Here is a 25,000-nt window from a genome sequence, read left to right on the forward strand (position 1 = left end):
TATCACTCTAGCTCAATAATTGGAGGTGTGTTGCTGATCGACACCAAAACAACAGCAGATTTTGGATTAATGAGAATGCTGGCCTTTTTTATTCCGCTTGGTTTCTCCGCAAGCCTGACATCCATCTCACACGTGATCATAAATGGCACATTGGGCAGGGCCGACCAGGCCGAGCTCATTATTGCCAACTACGCCCTTGCTTTATCCCTTTTTGGGATTATTGAAAGGCCTGCCCTGGTTTTCCGGCAAACTAGCTCCGCCCTGGTAAAGGGAAAATCCTCTTTTAAAATGCTGGGAGCTTTCTTTATTAAAGTAACGCTCTTGATATCAGCGGTTTGTGCTGTACTGGGCTTCACCCCATTGGGGAATTGGGTGTTCCTTCACGCTTTCAATGCAGATTCAGTTTCCCTGGAATCTTTGCTGGCTACCTTCAGGGTGATTTCACTGGTGATTATTTTTTCCGGGCTTCGCTGCCTGTACCAGGGAATCATCATTAACCACTTAGAGACAAAATGGGTGACCATCGGTGTCATTTTCAGACTCGCTGGCATGTTTTTGGTCGCTTACTATTTCATCTTGACGGATTCAGTTGTCTCAAGCATGGTCGGAGCTGTGATCTTTTTGACAGGAATGGCGATCGAGTGCATGGTGAGTGTTTGGAGGGGACACTCGATCATGAAATCTGCGCAAGCTGACAGTGGTCCATTGCTGAAACAGAAAGATATCTTCTCGTTTTATACTCCGCTTGTCTTTTATCTTTCCTTTCAGACAGTTATTATTCCAATACTGTATGCCTTTCTTGGCAAAGTACAGGATGCTCATATGGGGATTGCTTCTTTTGCACTGGCATTTAGCATTACGAATCTGGTTTTAAGTTTCTTTATGTATACTCACCAGATTGTGCTCCAATTTTACGAGAACAATCGTCACACAGTCGTGAAATGCATCATTGTATTTAGTATCGTTCCTTCCATGCTGCTGGCCATTCTCTGCTTTACACCACTAGGAATGATTTTTATGGAGAGTGTTATGGGCACTAACCAGATTCTTGCGCAAGAAACCCTGCTGGTACTAAAATTCTTCATTGTTAAAACCTTGGTGTTTCCGTGGGTAGATTACTTTGGAGGCATCCTGATGTTAAGGAAGAATACTAAGTCGCTGCTCAAGCCTCAATTGTTCAATATGACTGCAGTGATTGTCGTTATTGTTCCACTGGTTTATTTATTTCCCCATTTGAATGGAAGCACAGGTGCCATCGCTGCGTCTGCAGGGGAGCTCATTGGCTTAGCAGCTGTATATTTGGTTGTGACCCGTAAAAATAAGGCCCTGCAAGAAGAAAAACGGAATGCTGGATGAAAGAATTTATGGAAACCGCTTGCAGAGGCAGTGTGTTAAAAGTAAAATAAAAGTAGAATGTTCACGTTAACAAAAGGAAGGTCACAACAATGGTCACGATTAAGGATATCGCAAAACTGGCAAATGTTTCACATACTACTGTATCAAGGGCATTAAATAACAGTCCCTTGATCAAAGAGCCGACCAAAAAGAAGATCCTCGAGATTGCTGCACAGATGAATTATACGCCTAATTTTAATGCAAAAAGCCTGGTGAAACAGAAATCCTATACAATTGGATTATTTTATACCAGCATCAGCAACGGGACTTCTCCCAGCTTCTTTGCCGATACCCTGAAGGGAGTCAACAGCGTAATCAGCCAGGAGTATAATTTATTCGTCCGCGGCATTGACGATTACAGCGATTATTCCTCAATCGGCCGTCAAAGGTATGATGGCATTCTTTTAATGAGCCAGAGTGTAAACGACAATGCCTTTATTTATCATGTTATGGAGAAAAATATTCCATTTGTGGTTTTGAATAGGGATATTGAAGAAAAAAATATCATCAATATTCTTTCCGATGATAAGGAGGGCGCCCGGCAGGCAGTCGAATATCTCATCGAGCACGGCCACTCAGATATTGCCATTATTGAAGGAAAGCAAGGGTTTAAATCTTCACAGCAGCGCAAGGAAGGATATATTTCAGCCTTGATCCAGCATGGAATTCAAATTCGCAGTGAATACTCTGCTAGTGGAAATTATGATATGGAAAGCGGGTACAGGGCGATGGAACAGCTTTTGTCACTGAATACACGACCTACAGCCGTTTTTTGCTCCAATGATGACATGGCGATAGGAGCCATGAATGCCATCTTTGCAAATGAGCTCAAGGTACCGGATGATGTATCGGTAGTAGGCTTCGATGATATTGGATTTGCCCAGTATACGATGCCAAGGCTGACCACAGTAAAACGCCCGGTGGAGCAAATCAGCGTCGAAGGGGCCAAAAAGCTGTTATCGCTGCTTAATGGAAATGAACAGAGGAAGGAAAAGATCCTCGCGAATACAGAGCTGATGATCAGAGATTCTGTAAAAACACTGGCGAAATGTTAATTGTTTGTTTTTTTGAAGATTTGTTCACGTGTGCAAATATTAGGAGGGTGGATTATGAAAAGCCTTAATAAAGAGATTTATAGAAACTATGAAACTTATCCGGAAAAAGTGCTCCAGTTCGGTGAAGGAAATTTTTTAAGGGGATTTGTGGACTGGCAGATTCAAGTTTTGAACGAAGAGGCCGATTTTAACGGAAGTGTTGTCGTCGTTCAGCCAAGAGGATCTGAAAAAATTGAAAGACTTAACAAGCAGGATGGGCTCTATACGCTTTATCTGCAAGGAATGAAGGATGAACAGGAAGTAGATGAACACCTGGTCATTCACTCGATCAGCAGAGGAATCAACCTGAATGCAGATTATGATGCATATATGGAGCTTGCAGCGAGTCAGGATCTTCGATTTGTTGTCTCGAATACCACTGAAGCCGGCATTGTATTCAACTCGGAAGACAAGCTGGAGGACAGGCCGCAAAGAACATTTCCCGGCAAGCTTGCTGCCTTTCTGTATTACAGGTATAAGGCTTTTAAAGGTGACGAAAGCAAAGGATGCATCATCATTCCGTGCGAGTTAGTCGAAGATAACGGCGGTAAAGTGAAGGGAGCAATCCTTCAGTATGCAGCCCATTGGAATCTTGAGGAGGGATTTGTCAATTGGATCCATGAGGCAAATACCTTCTGTTCAAGCCTGGTTGACCGCATTGTCCCCGGTTTCCCGAAAGATTCCTATCAAGAAAAAACGGAGCAGCTTGGATATCTTGACGAACTGATGGTCACAGGGGAGCAGTACCATCTTTGGGTGATTGAAGGGCCGGCTTGGGTGAAAGATGAACTGCCATTTGAAAAAACGAAACTGAATGCAAAAATTGTAGACGATTTGACTCCTTACCGGACCAGGAAGGTGAGAATCTTAAACGGCACTCATACGGCCATGACGCCTGTAGCTTATTTATGCGGCTTGGACAGTGTAGCAGATGCCGTCAACCATAAGGAGGTCGGAGCATTTGTCAGAGAGCTGATTGCCGAGGAAATCCTGCCAACTCTTGAAGGGTCGGCGGAGGAGCTCAATACCTTTGCCATAGATGTTCTTGACCGCTTTAAAAATCCATATATAAAACATTATTTAATGAGTATATCCCTAAATTCAATTTCCAAGTTCAGAACCAGGGACCTTCCTACATTGCTGGAATACGTAACCCGGAGGAAAGCCGTTCCAAAGAGAATGACCTTTTCCCTTAGTGCGCTCATCTACTTTTATAAGGGGAATAGAAACGGAGAAAAAATAGAGCTTCAGGACGATCAAGAGATCCTGCAATTCTTCAGTAATCTATGGGAGAAATATAATAGAGAAGAGATTGCTATAAAGGAGCTGGCAAGAACAGCGTTGGCCGAGGAATCTCTTTGGGGTCTGGACCTTACTTCCATCCCACAATTGGAACAGACGGTGACAGCCTATCTGGAGGACATGGAGCAATTAGGGATGCAGAGGGCCCTTGAAGAATTAACAGGTGCATCCATAAAATAAGGGGGAGAAAAACATGAAAGCGTTTTTGAAAATAAATGAAAACGATAACATCATTCTGGCATTGAGGGACCTGGAAAAAGGAGAAATCCTCCATATTGACGGAGAAACTGTTCAATTAAAAGAAGATATACAAAGGGGGCATAAAATTGCCTTAACAGAAATCAACGAGAACGATCATATAATCAAATACGGCTTCCCTATTGGCCATGCACTCACGACTGTATCTCCTGGGGAGCATGTGCATACCCACAATACCAAAACAAATTTATCAGGAACCCAGGAATATCATTACACACCAAAGCAGTCAGCAAATCCGTACACAAATAAAAATCGGATGTTTAAAGGGTACAGGCGGAAAAATGGCAAGGTGGGCATCCGGAATGAACTGTGGATTGTCCCAACAGTGGGATGTGTAAATGGAATTGCAGAAAAAATCCTGAAGCGGTTTGAAAAAGAAGTCGGCGATATCTCCCCATTTGACAATGTACTCGTCTTAAAGCATAACTACGGCTGTTCCCAGCTGGGAGATGACCATGAAAATACAAAGCAGATTTTGCTGAACGCTGTTAACCACCCGAATGCAGGAGGTGTGCTGGTTTTAGGACTTGGCTGTGAAAATAATGAACTTCCCGAATTTAAAAAGGCGCTCGGCGAAATAAATGAAGATCGGGTGAAATTTCTTGTTTCCCAGGCCGTTACCGATGAAATTGAAGAAGGAGTAAAACTTGTCAAAGAAATTTATGAAAGTATCCAAAATGACAAGCGTGAGGATATCCCTCTGTCTGAGTTGAAAATCGGCTTGAAATGCGGGGGATCTGATGGATTTTCAGGGATTACGGCCAATCCGCTCTTGGGTAAATTCTCCGATTACCTTATAGCACAAGGCGGCACAACCGTGCTCACCGAGGTTCCTGAAATGTTTGGAGCGGAAACGATACTGATGGAACGGGCTGTCAATGAAGAGGTATTTCATAAAGTCGTTGATTTGATCAATGATTTTAAAGACTATTTTATCAAGCATGACCAGCCAATCTATGAAAATCCATCACCTGGCAACAAGGCAGGAGGCATAACCACCCTGGAGGACAAATCGCTCGGATGTACACAGAAGGCCGGCATATCGCCTGTCGTCGATGTATTGAAATATGGCGAGGTTCTCAAGCGTAATGGATTAAATCTGCTGAGTGCGCCAGGGAACGATCTGGTTGCTTCCACAGCCCTGGCTTCCGCGGGATGTCAAATCGTGTTATTTACAACAGGGCGTGGGACGCCTTTTGGGACATTTGTTCCGACGATGAAGATATCTACGAATACACAAATCCATGAGGCAAAACCTCACTGGATTGATTACAATGCCGGAATGATGCTTGAAGACGGGGTTTCCTCTGAATGGGTTCTGGACGATTTTGTAAACTATATCATCAAAGTTGCAAGCGGAGAATGGGTTAATAATGAAAAGAACGATTTCAGGGAAATAGCCATCTTTAAAAGCGGCGTAACCCTGTAGTATATTTTCCTTACGCCAACCCCAATGAGAGAAAGGTTCCAGGTGAGACAGGCGTCTGCAGAGCAGTGAGGGAATTGGAAGGTCAATATAAGTAACGGCGAACCAAGAAGGGAGTAAAATCAATGTCTCAAAAAAGGCTGAAGGATATCCATTTACGGGATCCGTTCATCCTCGCAGATGATGACAGCAAAAAATATTATCTATATGGTTCCATTGGCCAAAATGTCTGGGAAGGAAAAGCAATTGGATTTGACGTATACATTAGTGAGGATCTTGAAACTTGGGAAGGTCCCTTGCCGGCATTCAGGCCTTCTCCCGAATTTTGGGCAGATCGGCACTTTTGGGCTCCGGAGGTTTACTGCCTGAACAGTCGTTACTATATGTTCGCCAGCTTCAAGGCTGATCATGCTGGACGTGCCACGGGTGTCCTTGTTTCTGATCATCCAGCCGGTCCGTTCAAGCCGTATGTCAGAGCGCTGACGCCAGAGAACTGGGAATGTCTGGATGGAACATTGTATATAGAGGACGAAAAGCCCTGGATGGTTTTTTGCCGCGAGTGGGTAGAGGTGAAAGATGGAGAGATGTATGCAGTCCGTCTTCTCCCTGATTTGTCGGGACCGGCGGGTGAGCCTGTTCTCCTGTTCAAAGCATCAGAGTCAAAATGGGCCGAGGGTGTTGGAGAGGGAAATGAAAATTATGTTACGGATGGGCCATTCCTGCATGTGTTAAAAAATGGGGACCTTGCGATGCTATGGTCAACCATCGGGAAGAGCGGATATACAATGGGGCTCGCCCGTTCTGCCAGCGGTTCTGTCGAGGGGCCCTGGGTGCAGGACCAGGATCCTTTATTTTCGGAAAATGGAGGGCATGGAATGCTGTTTACAACATTTGAAGGGGATTTGATGCTTACTATTCATCAGCCAAATCAACATCCAAATGAGCGCCCGGTTATTTTCAAGGCATTTGAAAAAGATCAAAACCTCAGAATATACATGCAAGGAAAGGAGGAAAAGACATGCTGAACATTGGAATCATCGGGACAGGCTGGTTCAGCAAAGTGCACGCAAACATTTTGTCCGAGATCGAAGGGGTGCGTGTAAAAGCGGTTTGTGGGACGAGTACAGAAAAAGCCGAATCCTTTGCGCTTGAATTTGATGGTGCGAGAGGATATGGAGTCTTAGAAGAGATGCTTGAAACAGAGAACCTGGATGCTGTTTATGTATGTGTCCCGCCATTTGCCCACGGGGACATCGAAATGGAGCTGATTAGCCGGGGAATCCCTTTTTTCGTGGAAAAGCCATTAGCCGCTGATCTTGAAACCCCTGGGCGCATCATTTCCGCTCTTCGGGAAAAGCCTGTGATTACTTCAGTGGGATATCATTTCCGATACCGGGATGCTGCAATCAAATTAATGGAGGAATTAAAAGGATGTCAGCTCGGAATGGTAACAGGCTATTGGATGGGATCAATGCCAGCCGTCCCTTGGTGGAGGAACCAGGAAAAATCAGGCGGACAATTCATCGAACAGACGACTCACCTGCTGGACCTGCTGAGGTATTCAGCCGGTGAGGCAGAAGAAGTTACAGCCGTATTTGGGAACAAAGTCATGCATGAAAAGCATGAAAACGTAACAGTTTCCGATATAGGCTCCGTGATTGTGAAAATGAAAAATGGGACTATAGCAACGCTGACAAACACTTGTATTCTTCCTGATGGCGTTTCTGCTATCGGACTGGACTACTATCATGACAACGGAATATTAAAGCTGAATCAAGAAGGATTAATTAAAAGTGAGCGGGACGTAACTATTAAATGGAAGGACCGGGATAATCCCTATATCCGGGAAAATCGTGCGTTCATTCAGGCGGTTGAGAGTGGAAATTCTTCTGGTATCCTATCAGACTATCATGATGCATACCAGACTCAAAAGGTGGCGCTGGCTGCCTTAAAATCCGCTGAAACAGGGGTCACAGTCAAACTGGAAGATATAAATAAAAATATAGTATAACCAATAACAAGAACCGATATCACTGTTTTTTATACAATGATGTCGGTTTTTTATATGGGTAAAAAGTAAATATTCATTACACTAAAATAAGGAATTACCGGAAAAGCGGTTTCTTTATTTCGGAAAGCGCTTTAAAATGTAGGTAGACCAAGTTTCTAGTCCGCAGCATCGAGAGGGGTCCATGCACGATAAAGGGGTTTACCATTTATTGTACCTGAATGTAGTCAAAGAGTGTACGACCGCTGTTAAAGCTGTCAGCCTGGTACATGCCAATGACACTTCAGCTTCAACAGCTGCTCCTCCACTTTTGCCTGTTGCGTGTCATTGAAAAGGAATCAAAGCAGCAGGCTGTAAACGACTTAAAATCCATTGATCAGCTAAGGAGCTTTATAATTTACATGAAAAAAATTTGGTCCTACATTTCAACGATCTATAAAAATTCAAAGCTGAATGTAAAACTTTTTATTACCATAACCCTTATTATGGTGATTACATTAGTATTTGTACTGGCAGGTTTGCAATATGCATTTTCTCTGTATGATGAGCAAATTTATGCGAAATCATCCCAGGTCCTGATGATGTCGTCCAATAGTATTGAAGAGGAGCTTAAAAGGGTTGAAGAGGTTAGCTTTAATATAGCGATGGATCCGCAGATACAGAAAAACCTATTGGAACTGCAAGGAGACGTCAATGGCTACGATTTTTACCGGATTGAACAGGATATCGAAGAAGAACTGGCGAGCTATGTTGGATCAGAAAGGTATATTCAGTCGATTTATTTATATGATGCCGGTGGCAGGGAATTCTTGGCAGGATCGAGCAGCAATCCAATAAGAGAAATCGATAAGTATCTCGCGCTTAACGAGGCAGTTAAGTATGAAGGAAAAAATCATTGGATGGAACGGGACGGGTATAACCAGTATTTAAGCTCAGTCCGCCTTATACGTTCGTATAAGAACCTTAACTTTGAAAATATCGGAAAACTATTGATTCGTGTTGACCTGGACCAGATTATTAGCAGTCTGCCAAAAACACGGGGAGAAATTGCGGGCAATATTGTCATGACAAAAGGCGAGCAGGTTTTCTATTCTGAAAAAGAACAAATGAACGTGGTAAGTAACTTTCCATTCCGGACGAAGAAGGAACAAGGCTACCATATTGAAAATATCAAAGGTGAAAGATATTTTGTCAACTACATCACTACTGATTTTGAGAACTGGACCTATTGGAGCATCATCCCTTTCAATCTGATGTTCTCTAAGGTGACAGCTGCCAAATATTCCTTGGTGCTGGTTTTTATGTTAATGTTCGTGATTCTCATATCTCTAGGTTTTAAGTTTTTAAGGAGAATAACCAATCCGATTGAGGATTTGGTTACGACCATGCAGGATGTACAAAGAGGAAACTTTAATGTAGCAGGTTCATTGAATCCATCACTGGTTTATGAAGATGAAGTTGGAATTCTGTACAGGAATTTTAAGACCATGATCGAGAGAATCGATGAACTGATAAAAGAGAACTACTCTAAACAGCTTTTAATAAAAGAAACTGAGTTTAAAGCATTGCAGGCTCAAATAAATCCTCATTTCCTCTACAACACACTAGAGTCGGTGAATTGGCTGGCGAAATCAAATAAGCAAAAGCAAATCTCCAGCATGGTGGAGGCATTGGGCCACCTTTTGCGAAATTCCATTAACTTTAATGAAGATATCATTACATTGGAGAAAGAGCTCGAGATAGTCAACAGCTATCTAACGATTCAAAAATACCGGTTCGAAGACCGTCTCGAATTCCAAATGGATATCCCGTCAAATGTAATACAATGCAAGATTCCAAAGTTAACCCTGCAGCCGCTCCTTGAAAATTCTTTCATTCATGCGGTTGAGCCTTCGCTCGGTTCCTCTGTCATAAAATTAACCGCTTACCAGGAGGAGGATCATCTTTGCATTCGAATTGAAGACGATGGTCCAGGCATTGATCCATTAATTATTCAAAAAGTAAAAGAAGGCAAGGTTAAACCAAAAGGAACTGGAATAGGGCTGAATAATATTGACGAACGAATCCGGCTTGGCTTCGGTGAGCAATATGGGCTAAAGGTTGAAAATCTTTCGGGCAAGGGGACTGTGATAACGGTTGTCCTGCCTTTTGAAACGAGGTGTTAAGATGGCTTATAAAGTATTATTGGCCGATGATGAAAGAATTATAGTAGAAGGAATTTCAAGTGTAATAGATTGGGAGGCACTGGATACTGAACTGGTAGCGACTGCCAGGAACGGGATTGATGCGTACGAGAAGATCGTCCAGCACCGGCCGGACATTGTGATAAGTGATATCAGAATGCCAGGAATGGACGGCCTCAGTCTCGTAGCTAAGGTTCATGAAGAATATCCTTCTATTAAATTTATCCTCTTATCAGGATTCAGTGAGTTCGAATACGCGCGGACGGCGATGCAGTTTGGCGTAAAAAGCTATCTGCTGAAGCCCTGCAATGAGGATAGAATCACAGAAGCTTTAACTGGAATAATTGCAGAATTAAAGGATAAAAAAGAAAGTGAGACCTTTATACAGAAGCTACGGGAAAATTATAAAAAAGCCCAGCCCTATATTAAATCCCAGCTGTTAACGGAATTCCTGTCCACAAAGATTCATTCCAATAGGGATCTTTCCTACTATCAGCAGCTATTTGACAGCAATATTGATGAACTGCAGGTAAGGCTTATCCTGTTTCGGCTCGAAGGCGATTTTTCCTATGAGCATATTTTTGCAGTGAAAAATATAGGTGCGGAAATATTTGATTCCCCCCTACTCAATACAAATATAGGTGAATTGGCTGTGTTTCTGCTTGAGGATGAGCAAGGCACCGACAGCCTCCAGGAGCAAATTGACCAGATAAGAGAGCGCCTTCATGAGTACTATAAAATCGATACCACTGTTGCAATTAGTGAAGGAAATCATATCCAAAATGCCCGGAGGCTCTATCTTGAGGCGCTGGAGTGTCTGGAACACCGTTTTTATTTAGGGGAAGGAAGCATTATTACTAAAAAGGATATTCTGCATGGGAATCCGGAAAGCCATAATGACATCATCGTTGATGAGCAGCAGATCAGCATAAAGGTTAAGTCCGGTCATGTTGAGGACGTATGTGAGGAGATAGATGCATTCTTTCAAAAGATGGCGGAGTTCAGGTTGGGCATACCTATGACAAAATCCTATTGTGTACAGCTTTACCTCGCCATTGTTCAGACAGGAGATACAGATCGTATGCAGGACTATCTGATGGGGACATCGGCGCTTCTGGCAATGGATACGGTACAGCAAATGAAAGACTATATTGAAGCAAGGGCAAAGGAATTGACTCTGGAGTATTACAGCCGCTATAAATCAAAACAATCATCGGTAATCAACAAGGTCATTAGCATAGTTGAAGATAATTTTGGGAATCCCGACCTGTCTCTTAAAATGATTGCAAATGAGATTTTGTACATGAATCCCGACTATCTTGGAAAGCTGTTTAAACAAGAAACCGGGCAGCGTTTTTCATCCTTCCTCACAAAACTGAGAATTGAAAAAGCAGTTGAGTATATTCAGGAAATGGACGATGTCAAAGTTGTTACTCTAGCAGAAATGATTGGATTTGGTGACAACCCTCAATATTTCAGTCAAGTGTTTAAAAAGCAAACCGGGTATACTCCTTCTGAATATCGGAAGGTTACCTAGAAGCCGGGCAGAGCATATTGGGATGATAAAGACATAAGTCCTTTTATAGCAAAAATTAATAATTAAATTGGAGGGCAAAGCACACTTCACTGTTTTTTAAACGAGGATATCGGTTTTTTACACCAGGATATCTGTTTTTTTGATTTTAAATTGTCGGAATATCTGTAAAATTAGGAGTGTAAGCACTTTCAAAGGGGATTTATAATGAGAAAGGTTTACTTGTCATTAATATGCTTTTTCCTGCTTCTTTCAATTGCTGCCTGCAGTACGGGCAGTAATGGGAACTCTGGAAGCCAGGAAGGGGCGGTAGCAGATAAATTAGTAACCCTGCGTGTAGCCTGGTGGGGAGGGCAGCTCCGGCATGACTATACGATGAAGGTTATTGAACTGTATGAGAAGGAGAACCCAAATATTAATATCGAGGCTGAGTTTTCCAACTGGGATGATTACTGGAAGAATCTTGCCCCAATGGCCGCAGCGAATCAGCTGCCGGACATTATCCAGATGGATACCGCCTATCTCCCGCAATATGGCAAAAAGGGCCTGCTTGAAGATTTAACCAAATATATTGACAATGGAACAATCAATGTAGGTTCTATTGATGAAAATAAGATTTCAGGCGGAAAGATTGGCGGCGAATTGTATGGCTTTAACCTCGGATCCAATGTTCTGTCCGTCATCACCAATGATGAAATGATAAAATCAGCGGGAGTCAAGCTGGATGATACAACATGGACCTGGAAGGACTTCGAAAAAGTGGCTGTCGCTGTCCAAAAGTCGACAGGTGAGTATGGTACTAACGGAATGAACCCTCCGGATGTCTTTTTCCCTTATTACCTGCGGACACAAGGCGAACGGTTCTATAAGGAAGATGGCACAGGGCTTGCTTACAGTGATGACAAATTATTTGCAGATTACTTCAAGAAACAGCTTCGCCTCGTGGAAGCAAAGGCTTTTCCCACTCCGGATGTCCAATCACAAGTAAAAGGACTTGAAGATGACTTTATCGTAAATGGGAAAGCCGCAATGACATGGAACTGGTCAAATCAATATTTGGGATTTGCCCAATTGACTGATTCATCATTATCGATTAAATTGCCTCCCGAGCAGGAGGGAAAATCAGCATTATTCCTGAAGCCGAGCATGTACTTCTCAATCCCGAAGAGCTCGGAGCAAAAAGAGGAAGCTGCTGAATTCATTGATTTCTTTGTAAATAATATAGAAGCTAACAAGCTGCTCAAGGGCGAACGCGGTGTTCCTGTATCGTCAAAAGTAATACGTGCGATAAAACCCGGGCTGACTGAAGACGAAATCAAAATCTTTGATTATGTTGAAAAGGTTTCTAAAAATATCAGCAAGGCAGATGCACATGACCCACTGGGCAGCGGAGAAGTGATGAAAGCTTTGAAGGCTGTTTCAGAACAAATTTTGTTCAAGGAAATTTCTCCTGAAGAAGGGGCCAGGAAATTTAGAAAACAGGCTGAAGAGATTTTGGGAAGAAATAAGTGACCAGCAGGCAGGGATGCAGCCGAAGAATCCAGCCATTGCGTACAGGAATTGGCTCTTCTTCCTCGTTTGTCTATTTATTTAAGAGTAAAATATATGAAAACCTATTAAGCTTCTATCACTTCGACCGGGTTGTCCTGTATAGTGGCAATCCGTTTTTATTTATAAGGGGTTGCTTTTAACCATCTTGTGCGCCTCGGGCTTCAATGACTCGCTTTCGGTCAGGAAGGGAAACTGTACCTCTCTTATGCCTGGTTTAGAGCAATCAGGCCCCTGTTCATTGTATTGATCGGTATATATTTTTAGAAAATTGACAGCGATTACATCATTCGGCGTATGATTTAACCTCTTATCTTTCTTTTTTCTACTGCCGAAGTCCATGTTTACTTTTTGCCTTGCAATGCCTTATGCGACAGTCTGTTTTGTATTTAGGAGGAGGGTTGAGAAGATGCTGAAACAATTCCAATTGAAGCAGAAAATGAACAAGTCAATCTGGAAAGGGAAGTATTATCAAAAAAGTTTCATCCTCATTTTGCTTATTACGAGTGTGCCGGGTTTAGTCGTTGGTGTCGGGACCTATTGGTTTGGTGTTGACAATGTGGAAAATGATCTGAGAGAAGACCATCAACAGCATGTTGAACAGCAGGCCAGCCATATAAACAAGCAGTTTGAAGATTTGGAAATGACGATTTCTCATTGGGGATTTGAATCATTTTTTAATAATGAATTAGGCAGCGTCAATTTTGTACGGGACTTTAAGACGTCACGCAACCTTACTCAAAATATTTTCTTGTTACAGGAAAGCAACCCTCTCATTGAAAACGTTGCTTTTTATATCAAATCGGATAGACATCTCCTATTTAATCCGGAGTATTCTGTGTTAAGCAAGGAAGATTCCACAACCTATGAATCTCTTTTGTCAAACTCGAAAAACATCTACTGGCATTTAGAGACTGACCGGCTGCCAGGACAAAAAGGGCCTGGCCAATTTTCCCTCTCTTTGATCAACACCATTCCAGCAGGAAGCCCAAATCCTTATGGATCCCTGATTGTCCGTTTAAACCGTGAAAAAGTAAATCAGATTTTAGAGTCATTAAATCCCTATCGTGACGGGGGAGCCTTTCTGTTTGACGGAAACAAAGTCATTGCTTCCTCCAGTGGTCTGCATGAGGCATCGCTGGAACAGGAGATTAATGCTAAAATAGCACAGCAAAGCCATCCTCAAGGTTCTTTCATCTATAAACTGGATGGTCATAATTACTCGGTTTCCTATGGGAAGATTAACAGGCTGAACCAGGAATGGACATATGTCTCTGTCTCGCCGATGTCTGCCATCATTGAACCGATGGTTATTTTATCAAGGATGATTTTAATGATCTCAGTCACTGGCTTGCTATTGTCTGTCCTGATGGCGTGGCTTGCGTCGAGAAAAATATATGCACCGGTAGAAAATCTACTGAAAGTTTTTACTGATGAGGATCATGCATTAAGAAACCAGACCAGTGATGAATTTCAGATTATAAAAGATAAATGGAGAACATTGTTCCAAGAGAGTCAGCAGCTTCATGAACAGGTGAAAAATTATGGGCCGGAACTTAGCCAGGGATTCCTGACACAGCTGATACAAGGCCATTTGTCCCATTACAATGAGGAAGGCTTGCGTGAGCGTCTTGAAAGCTTCGGCTGGGAAACGGAAAATCTTCATTATCTCATCATGGATGTCCAGCTGACAGGGCTGGAGGATATACAGGGAAGATTTGAGGCGAGCGATGAAGGGCTGATTACTTTTGTTGCTTCAAATATTGCCGAAGAGCTAGCTAAAACCAAATTTAATAAAGTTCATATCATGAACTTTCATGATCTTTCCATGGGTCTGTTCATTGTTGAAAATAATAATCTTTCGATTGACAAGGAACTGTTAGAGTTCGGCGAAGAACTGACAAATGCAATTAATCAGATCCTGAACATGAAAGTCAGTATTACAATTGGCCGAAAAACAGAGAGTTTAACAGAGATACCATATTTATTTGAGGCAGTGAAACAAGGGAAGTATTTCAGAACGTTTGAGAACCAGAACCAGATCATTAATTTGCAGGATTTTCAGCACAAGCGGAATGAATATTATTATCCTTTTACGATAGAAAAAGAGATTGTCCAGGCACTCCGGGTCGAGGAAAAGGAAAATCTAAACGATTTGATCAGGCAATTTATTGAAGAATTAGTTATGCGGAAGATGAAAGAAAATGAGATTCAGACCGGTATTATTCAGCTTTTTAGCTCTATACAGGGAGAAATCCTGCATTCAGGAATCCATCCTTATGAATTGTTCGATGGAAGGGATATGGTCAAAGAGCTGTCTCAGCTCCGTGAACCTGAAGGAATCATTAAATGGTTCATAAATGATGTGATTGCTCCATTTCTCCAAAAACTCGAGGGAAGGAAGAACCGGGAGCAAAAAAGGATTGTCGAACAAGTCATACAAAGCATGAAAGAGAACTATATGAATGATATTTCCCTTGAAAGCTATGCCGATATGATTGCCACAAACCCATACACATTAAGCAAGACATTTAAACAAACGATTGGAATTAATTTTATTGATTATTTAACAGAACTCAGGATGGAAAAGGCGAAAGAAATGCTGACAGGAACCGAAATGAAAATCAATGAGATAGCTGAACAGGTTGGGTATCGCCCGAGTTACTTTAATCGGATTTTTAAAAAGAATACCGGACTGACGCCCAGCAGTTTCAGGCAAAACCAAAAGCTGCAGGAAATGCAAAATGACATGGGTTCTAAAAAACTGCCAAAGTAGAACCTCTGACATTTAGCGGAGAAACCGAAAGATGATAAAGACAGGCCAAGTTATCTTTCCGGCCGCCTCAATATCTGCCAGCAAACGGAACATAAACCCCATGCGGCTGGCGATGACCTGCACGAGAAATGCTTGGCTAAGATCATGCGCAAACCGTTCTACAAACGAAGGCAGGCTAAAGCTAAAGCAATAAAATCAAAATCATTTATTGGCCGCTGAAAGGAGTTAAAAGAAGGTGGAACTGAAAGGACTTACAGGAAAGTTTTATCGTGTGTCGGAATTTATCATGAATCTTGCTTATATTAACCTGTTATGGATCTTCTTTTCATTGGCTGGGGGAGTAATACTGGGGTGGGCCCCAAGCACTGTTGCGATGTTTACTGTTATTCGCAAATGGATTATGAAAGAAGAGGAACTGAAGATTACGAAAACCTGGTGGCAAACCTATAAGGCTGAATTTGTAAAAGCCAATGCCCTGGGATACGTATTATTGGCTATTGGATTTGTCCTCATCGTGAATTTTCGCTTCTTCCATGCTCAGGAAGGGCTAGTCTTTTTAGTCCTCCAGACATTTACCGTCTTTATCATCTTTCTTTTTTTACTGACCTGCATCTATATTTTTCCGGCTTATGTACATTATCACTTGAAGTTCTTCCAATATTTCAATCAAGCCATGATCATTGGCTTGATAAGACCCTTGTACAGTGCTGTTATCATAGCAGCATTGCTGATCATATCGTATATCTTGTTTACACTTCCTGGGTTGGTTCCATTTTATGGCATTAGCCTGGCAGGCTTCATTATAACCGTTTTGGTGTGCCAGTGCTTTGCAAGAATGGAACAGCAGAGCCAGGAACAACAAAGTTAAAAATTCAGGAGGCTATATGGGGAAGAAATTATATCATGGTGCAGCATATTATCCTGAGCTCTGGGACAGCGTCGTCATTGACCAGGATCTTCAGCTAATGAAGGAGACAGGAATCAATATCATAAGAATGGGGGAGTTTGCCTGGTCCACTCTTGAGCCGGAAGAAGGAAAAATAGATGTTTCCTTTTTTGCTGAACTGATCAATAAGTTTTATGAAAATGGAATTGAAACGGTCATGTGCACGCCAACACCCACTCCGCCAATCTGGATGACGCACGGTTTTCCTGAACGCCTGTTTGTGGACATGGCGGGGAGAAGGATGGGGCATGGATCAAGGCAGCATATTTGTAGCAATAACCAGTATTTTAGGGAGAGAGCTGCGATTATTGCTGAAAAACTGGCCAAAGGGCTGGGGAGCCTGCCCGGGCTAATAGGCTGGCAGCTTGATAACGAGTTTAAAGCCCATGTGAACGAGTGCACCTGTGCTACCTGCAAAGAGCTGTGGCATAAATGGCTTCGGGAAAAGTATCGAACGATAGGCAGTCTAAACAATGAGTGGAAGATAGGTGCCGGGCAGCCGGCCTACCGAAGCTTTGAGGAGGTCCCAGTGCCGGAAAATACAGCCTCTTTCAGGAGTTTGCCATTAAGAATGGCGTATCGCCAGTTCTCAATGGAAAAAATCGCAGAATTTGCCGATGAGCAGGCAGAAGTCATTCGTCAGTATTCCAAAGCCCCGATCACTCATAACAGCAGTATCGGGTTCCATGTTGATAATGAACGGCTGTTTAAGAATCTCGATTTTGCCTCATTTGACACCTATGCGACGATTGAACATGCAGGAGCCTATCTAATTAACTGTGATATCTGGCGGAACCTGAAAAAAGACAAGGGCTTTTGGATAATGGAAACGAGTCCCTCCTTTTCAGCTTCACTGGAGGGAACAGCCACACCGCATCCAAATGGCTACCTGAAAGCCGAAGCGGCTGCCGCCTATGCTTTGGGATCTGAGGCTTTTTGCTACTGGCTGTGGAGACAGCAGCGAACAGGCTGCGAACAGCCTCATGGCTCCGTCATCTCTGCATGGGGCAAACCTGCAATCGGATATGAAAATGTGCTTGAGGTTGAAAGGATGAGAGAAGCCCTCGAACCCATCCTGCTCTCATCCCAATCTTGCCAGGCGGAAGTGGCTTTGGTCTACTCGGATCATGCTAAAGCATACTTCCAGAATGGTCCTTTTAAGAAGTTGAATTATCGAGGGTTTATCACCGAATTCTATCAACAGATTCTATCAAATGGAATTCATCGTGATGTTATCCAGCCAGGAGCGGATCTGGAGGGATATAAACTATTATTTACACCTTATCTTCCCTCCCTGCCCGAAGATGCTGCTGAAAGGGCCAGGCAATTTGCGGAGAAGGGAGGGATATGGATCACAGGTCCCCTGACAGGAGACGGTGGCACAGCTATTCCGGAGGATGACGATGAACTTGTCTTAGAGCAAAAATATGGGGAAGGCAAAATAGTGCAGCTCCATTTCATTCCGAGATCAGAGGAAGAAAAGAAACGGCTCGAAAAGATCATTGATCAATATGCAAATGAAGCGGGGGTTGACCTTAGAATGGATATTTCCCCGGGAACGATAGCCATTCCAAGGAAAGCAGAAGGAAACCAGATATGGGTGATGGTTAACATGGACGGAAACGGAGGCGAGATTGATCTTCCTTTTAAGGGATACGATCTGATATCCGAATGCGCCGTTCCATGTGGAAAAACGGAAATAGGAAAGTTTGAATATAAAGTCCTTCAGTCTTTTGAAAGCCATTCCCCTGCAGTTTCGTGAAATTATGGGGAAACTGGAGATTTCGGGCGGTGTTAAGGCAAAAAGAAACCAGGCAAAAATGTATGATTGAAGGAAAAATTTAATCCTTGTATGGTAAAAGAAATATGGAATCGCAGCTGCATGAATCTTCAAGAAAGAAGGAGACATGAATGGAGAAGGGGAAAATATGGGCAAGTGAAATGAAGGTTTTTCAGGATCAGATTACAGGTGCAAAAATAACCCAGCTGACAGACTATAAGGCTCATTCTTACCATCTTTATTTTACAAATGATGGCTGGTATGATGGCGGCACCAAACTTCTGGTTGGTTCAGACAGGGAAAATGCAGCCAATCTGTACAGCATTGATTTAGTTTCGGGTGAACTCACCCAGCTTACGAATATAAAGTCGGGGACTCCGAATGGCATCCAGGGGACATTTATCAATCCGACTAAAAATGAAGCCTATTTTACACTGAATCGAAGCATTATAGCCTTGAACCTGGACAGCCTCGAAGAGAAAGATATCTACCAGCTGCCTGAAGGCTACAATTTTAGCAACTTAAGCTGTACGGCAGATGGAAAGTACTTGTGTTTTGGTCAGTCCGAGGATCTCTCCGGGAAAATTCATACTAATCTTTCAGGAGGGTATATCGGGTTTGAAGAAACAGAAGCAGCAAGACCCCACTGCCAGATTTGTAAATTAGAATTAGACACAGGGGAAATGGAAGTTGTTCACGAGGAAAACCGCTGGATCGGCCATGTAAATGCTTCACCGGCACAGCCTCACCTGGTTACTTTCTGCCATGAAGGGCCATGGGAAAATGTCGACCATCGTATCTGGGCGATGAATCTGGAAACGGGAGATATCTGGAAAATCAGGGAAGGTGGATCTAACCAGTATGCAGGCCATGAATACTGGCTCGCAGATGGCATACACATCGGCTATCATGGCTATACGGAATCACTTGATCGGGAGGATGGCAAGTTCCTGGGAACTATTCGCTATGATAATCGCAATCTCTCTGAATTTGAATTCCCTTATCAGAATATGCATATTCATTCCAATGACCAGGAATACATAGTGGGTGACGGCCAGCAGGCCAGTGCCTATCACGGGGAGCGGTATCAGGACTGTATTTTTATATGGAAAAAAACTCCTGAAGGCATGGAAGGGCCTCGAATTCTTTGCAAGCATCGCGGGAGTTTCCATATTCAGCAAGTCCATGTTCATCCAAGATTCAGCCTCGATGGATCAAAGGTTTTATTTACCAGTGATATGAATGGATATGGAAATGTCTACTTGGCAGAGGTTCCTGAATTTGAACAGCTTCCCGGATTGACGGAAGGCAAATTAACCAGAGATTAATTCAGAAAAAGACGGACTGTTCTCCCAAGAATTTGTCCGTTTTCTTTTTATAAAAATAATCGAAACAGGGGTGTAAATATGAAACTAACATGGCTGAAAAATAAGCCTTCAAACTCTGCAGGGATCACATGGGGAGTGCCCTGGGGACAAGGGAAACTAAATCGGGATGAAGGTATTTTCTTAAAGGGCGCTGGAGGGAATATTCCTCTGCAAAGCTGGCCAATGGCTTATTGGCCGGACGGCAGTGTAAAGTGGACGGGACATGCAGCGGTCCTGAGCGGCCAGGAAGAGTTATTTGAGCTGGAAAAAGGCGAAAGGCACACGGATGATGGAATAGGAATGAAGGTCCTGTCAAGGGAAGACAAGATTGTGATCGATACCGGTCGTTTACAGTTCATCATCAATAAAAAAGGGACAAACATCATTGAAGAAATAGTGGATGACGGAAATGTTGCAGCACTTCACGGCAAGCTGATTGCTTTACAGGAAAGGAGCAATGTTAATGAAGGGATAAAAACAACCATAGAGGAACCATTGGAGAGTGTCATTGAACATGCCGAAATTGAACAGGCAGGCCCAGTAAGATGTACAGTAAAAATCGAAGGGAGGCATCAGGGCGTTTTAACAAAAAGCAGGCAGTGGCTCCCTTTCACACTTAGACTGTATTTCTATGAGAATACCTCTTCTGTCAGAGCGGTACATACTTTTTTCTATGATGGAGACGCAAATCTGGATTTTATTAAAGGGCTGGGGATGGAGTTTTCCGTTCCTCTAAAGGGTGACCCCTGGAACAGGAATATCCGTTTTGCAGGAGATGAAGGCATTTATTCTGAACCAGCTCAGCTTCTGCTGACAAGAAGGCATTGGAAGGGTAATGTCCAATATGAAAAACAAATTGCCGGGGAAATCCTGGACGTTTCCAACGCAGAATATTCGCAGTTGATGGAACATGCCACACAAAACGCGATATGGAACGACTTCAAATTGACCCAGGATTCAGCTGACCACTATCGGATGGTCAAACGCACAGACGAAACATGCTCCTATGTGAATTCCATCCAGGGAACAAGAGCAAAGGGGATGGTTTACGTCGGTGGGGAAGCGGGAGGCATTGCAGTTGGCGTACGAAACTTTTGGCAAAAGTTCCCCTCCTCTCTGGAGGCAAGGGACTTGAGCAAATCCTTAACTAAAATTAAGGTTTGGTTTTGGTCACCTGATTCTGAATCGATGGATTTAAGGAGCTACAGTCAGGGGACTCATGTAGTAAGCGCATACGAAGGATTTGACGAAATGCGGTCTACTCCCATTGGAATTGCCAATACCAATGAAGTTTATCTGCAATTCTATAAGTCCCCTCCTTCACATAAAGAATTAATCGAAAAGGTAAACGAGTGGCAGTCACCATTATTGCTGGTATGTGAGCCGCAGCATTATTACCATACAAGAGCGCTCGGTGTCTGGAGCTTGCCGGATGCAAGCACTCCTTTAAAGGCAGAATTAGAAAAACAGCTGGATGCTGCAATCGATTTCTATAAAAATGAAGTGGAACAGCGGAGATGGTACGGCTTCTGGAATTATGGCGACTTTATGCATACCTATGATCCGGTCCGGCACCAATGGAGATACGATCTTGGCGGATTTGCCTGGCAAAACACTGAACTTGTTCCGAATATATGGCTGTGGTATTCGTTCCTAAGAACTGGACGCGAAGACATTTTTATCTTGGCCGAGGCTATGACACGCCATACCAGCGAAGTTGACTGCTACCACTTTGGTGAATATGCTGGACTTGGTTCAAGGCATAATGTCGTGCATTGGGGCTGTGGCTGTAAGGAAGCAAGAATCAGCATGGCCGGACTGAATAAATACTATTACTTCCTGACTGCCGATGAGAGGACGGGAGACCTGTTGACAGAGGTACGGGATGCGGACAAGGCACTGCTTGAATTAAATCCAATGCGGGAGTTTTATTCTGATCCTCAATTTCCGACCTATGCACGTTCCGGTCCAGATTGGGCAGCATTTACTTCCAACTGGCTATCAGAATGGGAACGGACCGAAAATCCACTCTATAGGGACAAGATCATGAAGGGGATTCATATCTTGAAGAAGCTTCCAATGAGACTCTTATCGGGTCCAACGTTTGGTTACGATCCTGAAACAAGCTCCCTGATCCATATGGGAGACGGGAATGAAGGCGGGTATCATATGGTGGTAGCATTTGGCGGTCCCCAGGCCTGGATGGAAATTGCCCAGTTGATTGAGGACGATGACTGGAAGGAAATGCTTGCAGAGTTTGGAGAATTCTATGTCCTGACTAATGAAGAAAAAAAATCAAGGACCAATGGCGAATTGCATGACGGATTGTTCAGCCTGCCGATGCTGGCATCAGGTATGGTCGCCTATGCAGCAGCGCTGAAAGATGATGAAAATCTGGCTAAAAAAGCATGGAACCTTTTAATGAATGAAGAAATAAGTCAGATGGTGCTGCCAATTGAATCGCAAAAGGCAGAAGTGTGGAGGAATTTAATGGAAATTCCGCAAATTACGACGAATACAACTGTTCAATGGTGTTTAAATACAATCATAGCACTTGAATTGATTGGCAAATATTTGCCAGAGGCCGACAGCAAAAAAGTATGAAGGGGACAAAAAAGTGTTAACCCTTCTGAAAGTGGCGATTTTAAAGGTTTTTTACTTAGGCAAAATGATGCAATTGACGGAAAATTACTAATCTTTTAAATTGCAATTAAGACATCCAAAGGCAGCCACTTAAGTGCCGATCTTTGGATGTCCATACTGAAATCATATATAGGGGGAAATCAAATTGAAAAAAGGAAAGAGGCCATTAACTAAAAAAATAGCAGTTCCTCTTGCAACAGCTGTTCTGCTTTCATCATTAGTTGCGTGCAGCAGTGACAAAGCGGGCAGTTCCGAAAAATCCAAAGGTGGTACCAATGAAATTAAAATCATGACGACAGCTTATTCAACGGAGCCTCCAAAAGAAAACAGCCCAGCCTTAAAAGCATTGGAAAAGTACACGAAAACTGATATAACTGTCAACTATGTGGTGGATGCATATCCAGATAAATTGAATATTACCCTTGCTTCCGGCAACCTTCCTCATATCCTTATGATTCCGGATAAAATCCCAAGCTTTGTAAGCGCTGTCAGGGATGGGGCATTCTGGGAACTCGGCCCGTATTTAAAAGATTATCCGAACCTGAAAGAAGCGAACGAAGTAACCTTGCAAAATAGTTCAATAGACGGAAAAGTTTATGGAATCTACCGGGCCCGTCCACTGGGAAGAAACGGAATAACCATGAGAAAAGACTGGCTGGATAACCTTGGGCTGGAAAAGCCTGAAACGGTTGAAGAGTTCTACAACGTCTTAAAAGCGTTCACTCAGGATGACCCGGATGGAAATGGCAAGAATGATACTTATGGAATGGTTATTTCAAAGTACTTCGGTCCTTTTGATATCATGCAGCTTTGGTTCGGGGCACCAAACAAATGGGGCGAGGATCAAGATGGTAAGCTATATCCAGATTTCACAACTGATGAATACCTGGAAGCACTCAAATTCTTCAAGAAGCTTTATGATGAAAAGTTAATCAATGAAGATTTTGCCGTCATGGATCCTTTAAAATGGGGCGATCCAATGATGAATAATCAGGCAGGGGTCATTGTTGACGTTCTTGACCGCGCTTATCGTACACAAGAGGACATGATCAAAGCCAACCCGGACTTGAAGGATCCAATAACTGTCCTGCCTGGCGTCGAGGGTCCGGATGGACTGAGACTAATGCCGACAGCGGGTTACTCAGGTATGCTTGCTATTCCTAAAACTAGTGTAAAAACGGAAGAAGAACTGAAAAAGGTTCTAACATTCATTGATAAGTTAAGTGACAAGGAAGCCCAGATTATAGCTTATAACGGCATTGAAGGTAAGCATTATGAAATGAAAGACGGCAAGTTCGAATCTCTTGCAGCTGACGATAAAGCGCTGCAAAACGAATATACCGACCTGAACCAATTCTATACCGGGATTCCTGAAAATAGGTTCCTTGAGGCTGAAAAGACTCCTTTAAGAAAAGAAGTAGAAGCCATGATGATTAAGAATGAAGAGAACATTGTTCCGAATCCAGCTGCAGCATTAATTTCAGATGTATATGCAACAAACGGGCAGCAGCTTGACAACATCATTAATGATGCCCGAACGAAGTTCATCGTAGGGCAAATTGATGAAGCCGGCTTTAAAGATGCGATTGAGCTGTGGAAAAAGAGTGGCGGAGACAAATATGTAGAAGAGATCAACAAGCTTCATAAAGAAGCCCAAAAATAAGTAATTGGGCAAATGTTAAGAGCAGGCGGTATCTTAGCACCGCCTGTTTGCCCATTGATATCAAGAAGAAAGCGAGGCGATCCTATTGGCTGGCACGAAAACAGAAATGGTCAAACCTGAATATAGTGTCCCTTCAACCATTAAAACGAAAAAGCAAATAACCTGGATGCAGCGCCTAAAAAAGGACAAGTGGCTATACCTCCTATTATTGCCAGGATTACTGTACTTCCTTATTTTTAAATACCTCCCCATGTGGGGAATTGTCATCGCCTTCCAGAATTATTCCCCTTTTCTCGGTGTACTCGGAAGTGAATGGGTAGGTTTTGAACACTTTAAGAATTTCTTCCAGAACCCTGACTTTTTCAGGCTTTTAAGAAATACGTTTACGTTTGCCGTACTGGACCTTGTGTTCTTTTTCCCAGCCCCTATTATCCTGGCGCTGCTATTGAATGAATTGCGAAGCCAGCTTTATAAAAGGACGGTCCAAACGTTAATTTATGTACCGCATTTTATGTCCTGGGTCATTATTGCAAGTATTACGTATATTTTCTTCACGACAAGCGGTGGAGTAGTGAATGAAATTGTTTCCTATTTTTACGGAAAAGAAATCAACTTCCTTTCTGCACCTGAATGGTTCCGACCATTAATCATGGGCCAGATCATCTGGAAGGAAACAGGCTGGGGAACAGTCATTTTCCTTGCCGCTCTTGCCTCCGTTGACCAGGAGCTTTACGACGCAGCCATTGTTGATGGTGCAGGCCGTTTTCGCAGATTATGGCATGTGACTCTTCCAGCTGTCAGAAGCACGATTATTGTCTTACTGATTTTGCGCCTGGGGAACTTCCTTGACACTGGATTCCAGCAGATTTACCTGATGACGAACTCCCTGAATCGTGATGTGGCAGATGTATTCGACACATACGTTTACTTCGTCGGTGTCACTCAAGGTGCCTACAGCTATAGTACCGCTGTTGGATTATTTAAGGCAGTAGTAGGGATCATCCTCGTGCTGGGAGCAAACAGGCTGGCTAAAAAGATGGGGCAGGATGGAATCTTTTAAATCTAAGGAGGTGCTGC

At 43.0% G+C, this 25,000-nt stretch carries 16 protein-coding genes; all 16 read left to right on the forward strand.

From position 1 onward, the window contains the following. The first annotated feature begins 30 nt into the window (after positions 1–30). The 16 genes from EV146_RS21495 to EV146_RS21570 all read left to right on the forward strand — a co-directional run bounded on the left by EV146_RS21495 (position 31) and on the right by EV146_RS21570 (position 24,983). The gene (locus tag EV146_RS21495; RefSeq protein WP_132010605.1) at positions 31–1,356 is read left to right on the forward strand and encodes a multi antimicrobial extrusion protein MatE; all 1,326 of its coding nucleotides are present in this window, start codon (positions 31–33) and stop codon (positions 1,354–1,356) included. Positions 1,357–1,445: 89 nt separating this feature from the next. After that, on the forward strand, positions 1,446–2,450 hold the full coding sequence (locus tag EV146_RS21500) for a LacI family DNA-binding transcriptional regulator (protein ID WP_132010607.1): 1,005 nt from the start codon (positions 1,446–1,448) through the stop codon (positions 2,448–2,450). A gap of 54 nt (positions 2,451–2,504) precedes the next feature. Further along, positions 2,505–3,971, forward strand: a complete 1,467-nt coding sequence (locus tag EV146_RS21505; protein WP_132010609.1) for a tagaturonate reductase — start codon at positions 2,505–2,507, stop codon at positions 3,969–3,971. A 13-nt stretch (positions 3,972–3,984) separates the two neighbouring features. After that, complete coding sequence (locus EV146_RS21510) at positions 3,985–5,478, forward strand: UxaA family hydrolase (RefSeq protein ID WP_132010611.1); 1,494 nt, start codon at positions 3,985–3,987, stop codon at positions 5,476–5,478. Positions 5,479–5,600: 122 nt separating this feature from the next. After that, positions 5,601–6,500, forward strand: a complete 900-nt coding sequence (locus EV146_RS21515; RefSeq protein ID WP_132010613.1) for a glycoside hydrolase family 43 protein — start codon at positions 5,601–5,603, stop codon at positions 6,498–6,500. Beyond that, positions 6,494–7,486 (forward strand): Gfo/Idh/MocA family protein, encoded by a 993-nt coding sequence (locus tag EV146_RS21520; RefSeq protein WP_132010615.1) that lies wholly within the window; start codon positions 6,494–6,496, stop codon positions 7,484–7,486. Before EV146_RS21515 ends, EV146_RS21520 begins: the two co-directional genes overlap by 7 nt. A 266-nt stretch (positions 7,487–7,752) precedes the next feature. Then, on the forward strand, positions 7,753–9,648 hold the full coding sequence (locus EV146_RS21525; protein WP_241994002.1) for a sensor histidine kinase: 1,896 nt from the start codon (positions 7,753–7,755) through the stop codon (positions 9,646–9,648). A 1-nt stretch (position 9,649) separates the two neighbouring features. Next, entirely contained in the window at positions 9,650–11,203 is a 1,554-nt protein-coding gene (locus tag EV146_RS28245; protein ID WP_132010619.1) for a response regulator transcription factor, read from the forward strand. 204 nt (positions 11,204–11,407) lie between these two features. After that, positions 11,408–12,712 carry an ABC transporter substrate-binding protein gene (locus EV146_RS21535; protein ID WP_132010621.1) on the forward strand — a complete coding sequence of 435 codons (1,305 nt, stop codon included), beginning with the start codon at positions 11,408–11,410 and terminating at the stop codon, positions 12,710–12,712. Positions 12,713–13,157: 445 nt separating this feature from the next. Beyond that, positions 13,158–15,524: an AraC family transcriptional regulator gene (locus tag EV146_RS21540; protein WP_158287162.1), complete on the forward strand. Its 2,367-nt coding sequence runs from the start codon at positions 13,158–13,160 to the stop codon at positions 15,522–15,524. 235 nt (positions 15,525–15,759) lie between these two features. Beyond that, positions 15,760–16,392: a YesL family protein gene (locus tag EV146_RS21545; RefSeq protein ID WP_132010625.1), complete on the forward strand. Its 633-nt coding sequence runs from the start codon at positions 15,760–15,762 to the stop codon at positions 16,390–16,392. Between the two features lie 16 nt (positions 16,393–16,408). Continuing rightward, a complete protein-coding gene (locus tag EV146_RS21550; RefSeq protein WP_132010627.1) occupies positions 16,409–18,232 on the forward strand; it encodes a beta-galactosidase in 1,824 nt (607 codons plus the stop codon). 149 nt (positions 18,233–18,381) lie between these two features. Continuing rightward, positions 18,382–19,578, forward strand: a complete 1,197-nt coding sequence (locus EV146_RS21555; RefSeq protein ID WP_132010629.1) for an oligogalacturonate lyase family protein — start codon at positions 18,382–18,384, stop codon at positions 19,576–19,578. Positions 19,579–19,656: 78 nt separating this feature from the next. Next, complete coding sequence (locus EV146_RS21560; protein ID WP_132010631.1) at positions 19,657–22,221, forward strand: exo-rhamnogalacturonan lyase family protein; 2,565 nt, start codon at positions 19,657–19,659, stop codon at positions 22,219–22,221. 184 nt (positions 22,222–22,405) lie between these two features. Then, positions 22,406–23,923, forward strand: coding sequence for an extracellular solute-binding protein (locus EV146_RS21565; protein ID WP_132010633.1), 1,518 nt, complete (start codon positions 22,406–22,408; stop codon positions 23,921–23,923). Positions 23,924–24,029: 106 nt separating this feature from the next. Continuing rightward, positions 24,030–24,983 carry an ABC transporter permease gene (locus EV146_RS21570; RefSeq protein ID WP_121613912.1) on the forward strand — a complete coding sequence of 318 codons (954 nt, stop codon included), beginning with the start codon at positions 24,030–24,032 and terminating at the stop codon, positions 24,981–24,983. Positions 24,984–25,000 lie beyond the last annotated feature (17 nt).

It is taken from the genome of Mesobacillus foraminis, assembly GCF_004340465.1.
Lineage (GTDB): Bacteria > Bacillota > Bacilli > Bacillales > Cytobacillaceae > Mesobacillus_B > Mesobacillus_B foraminis.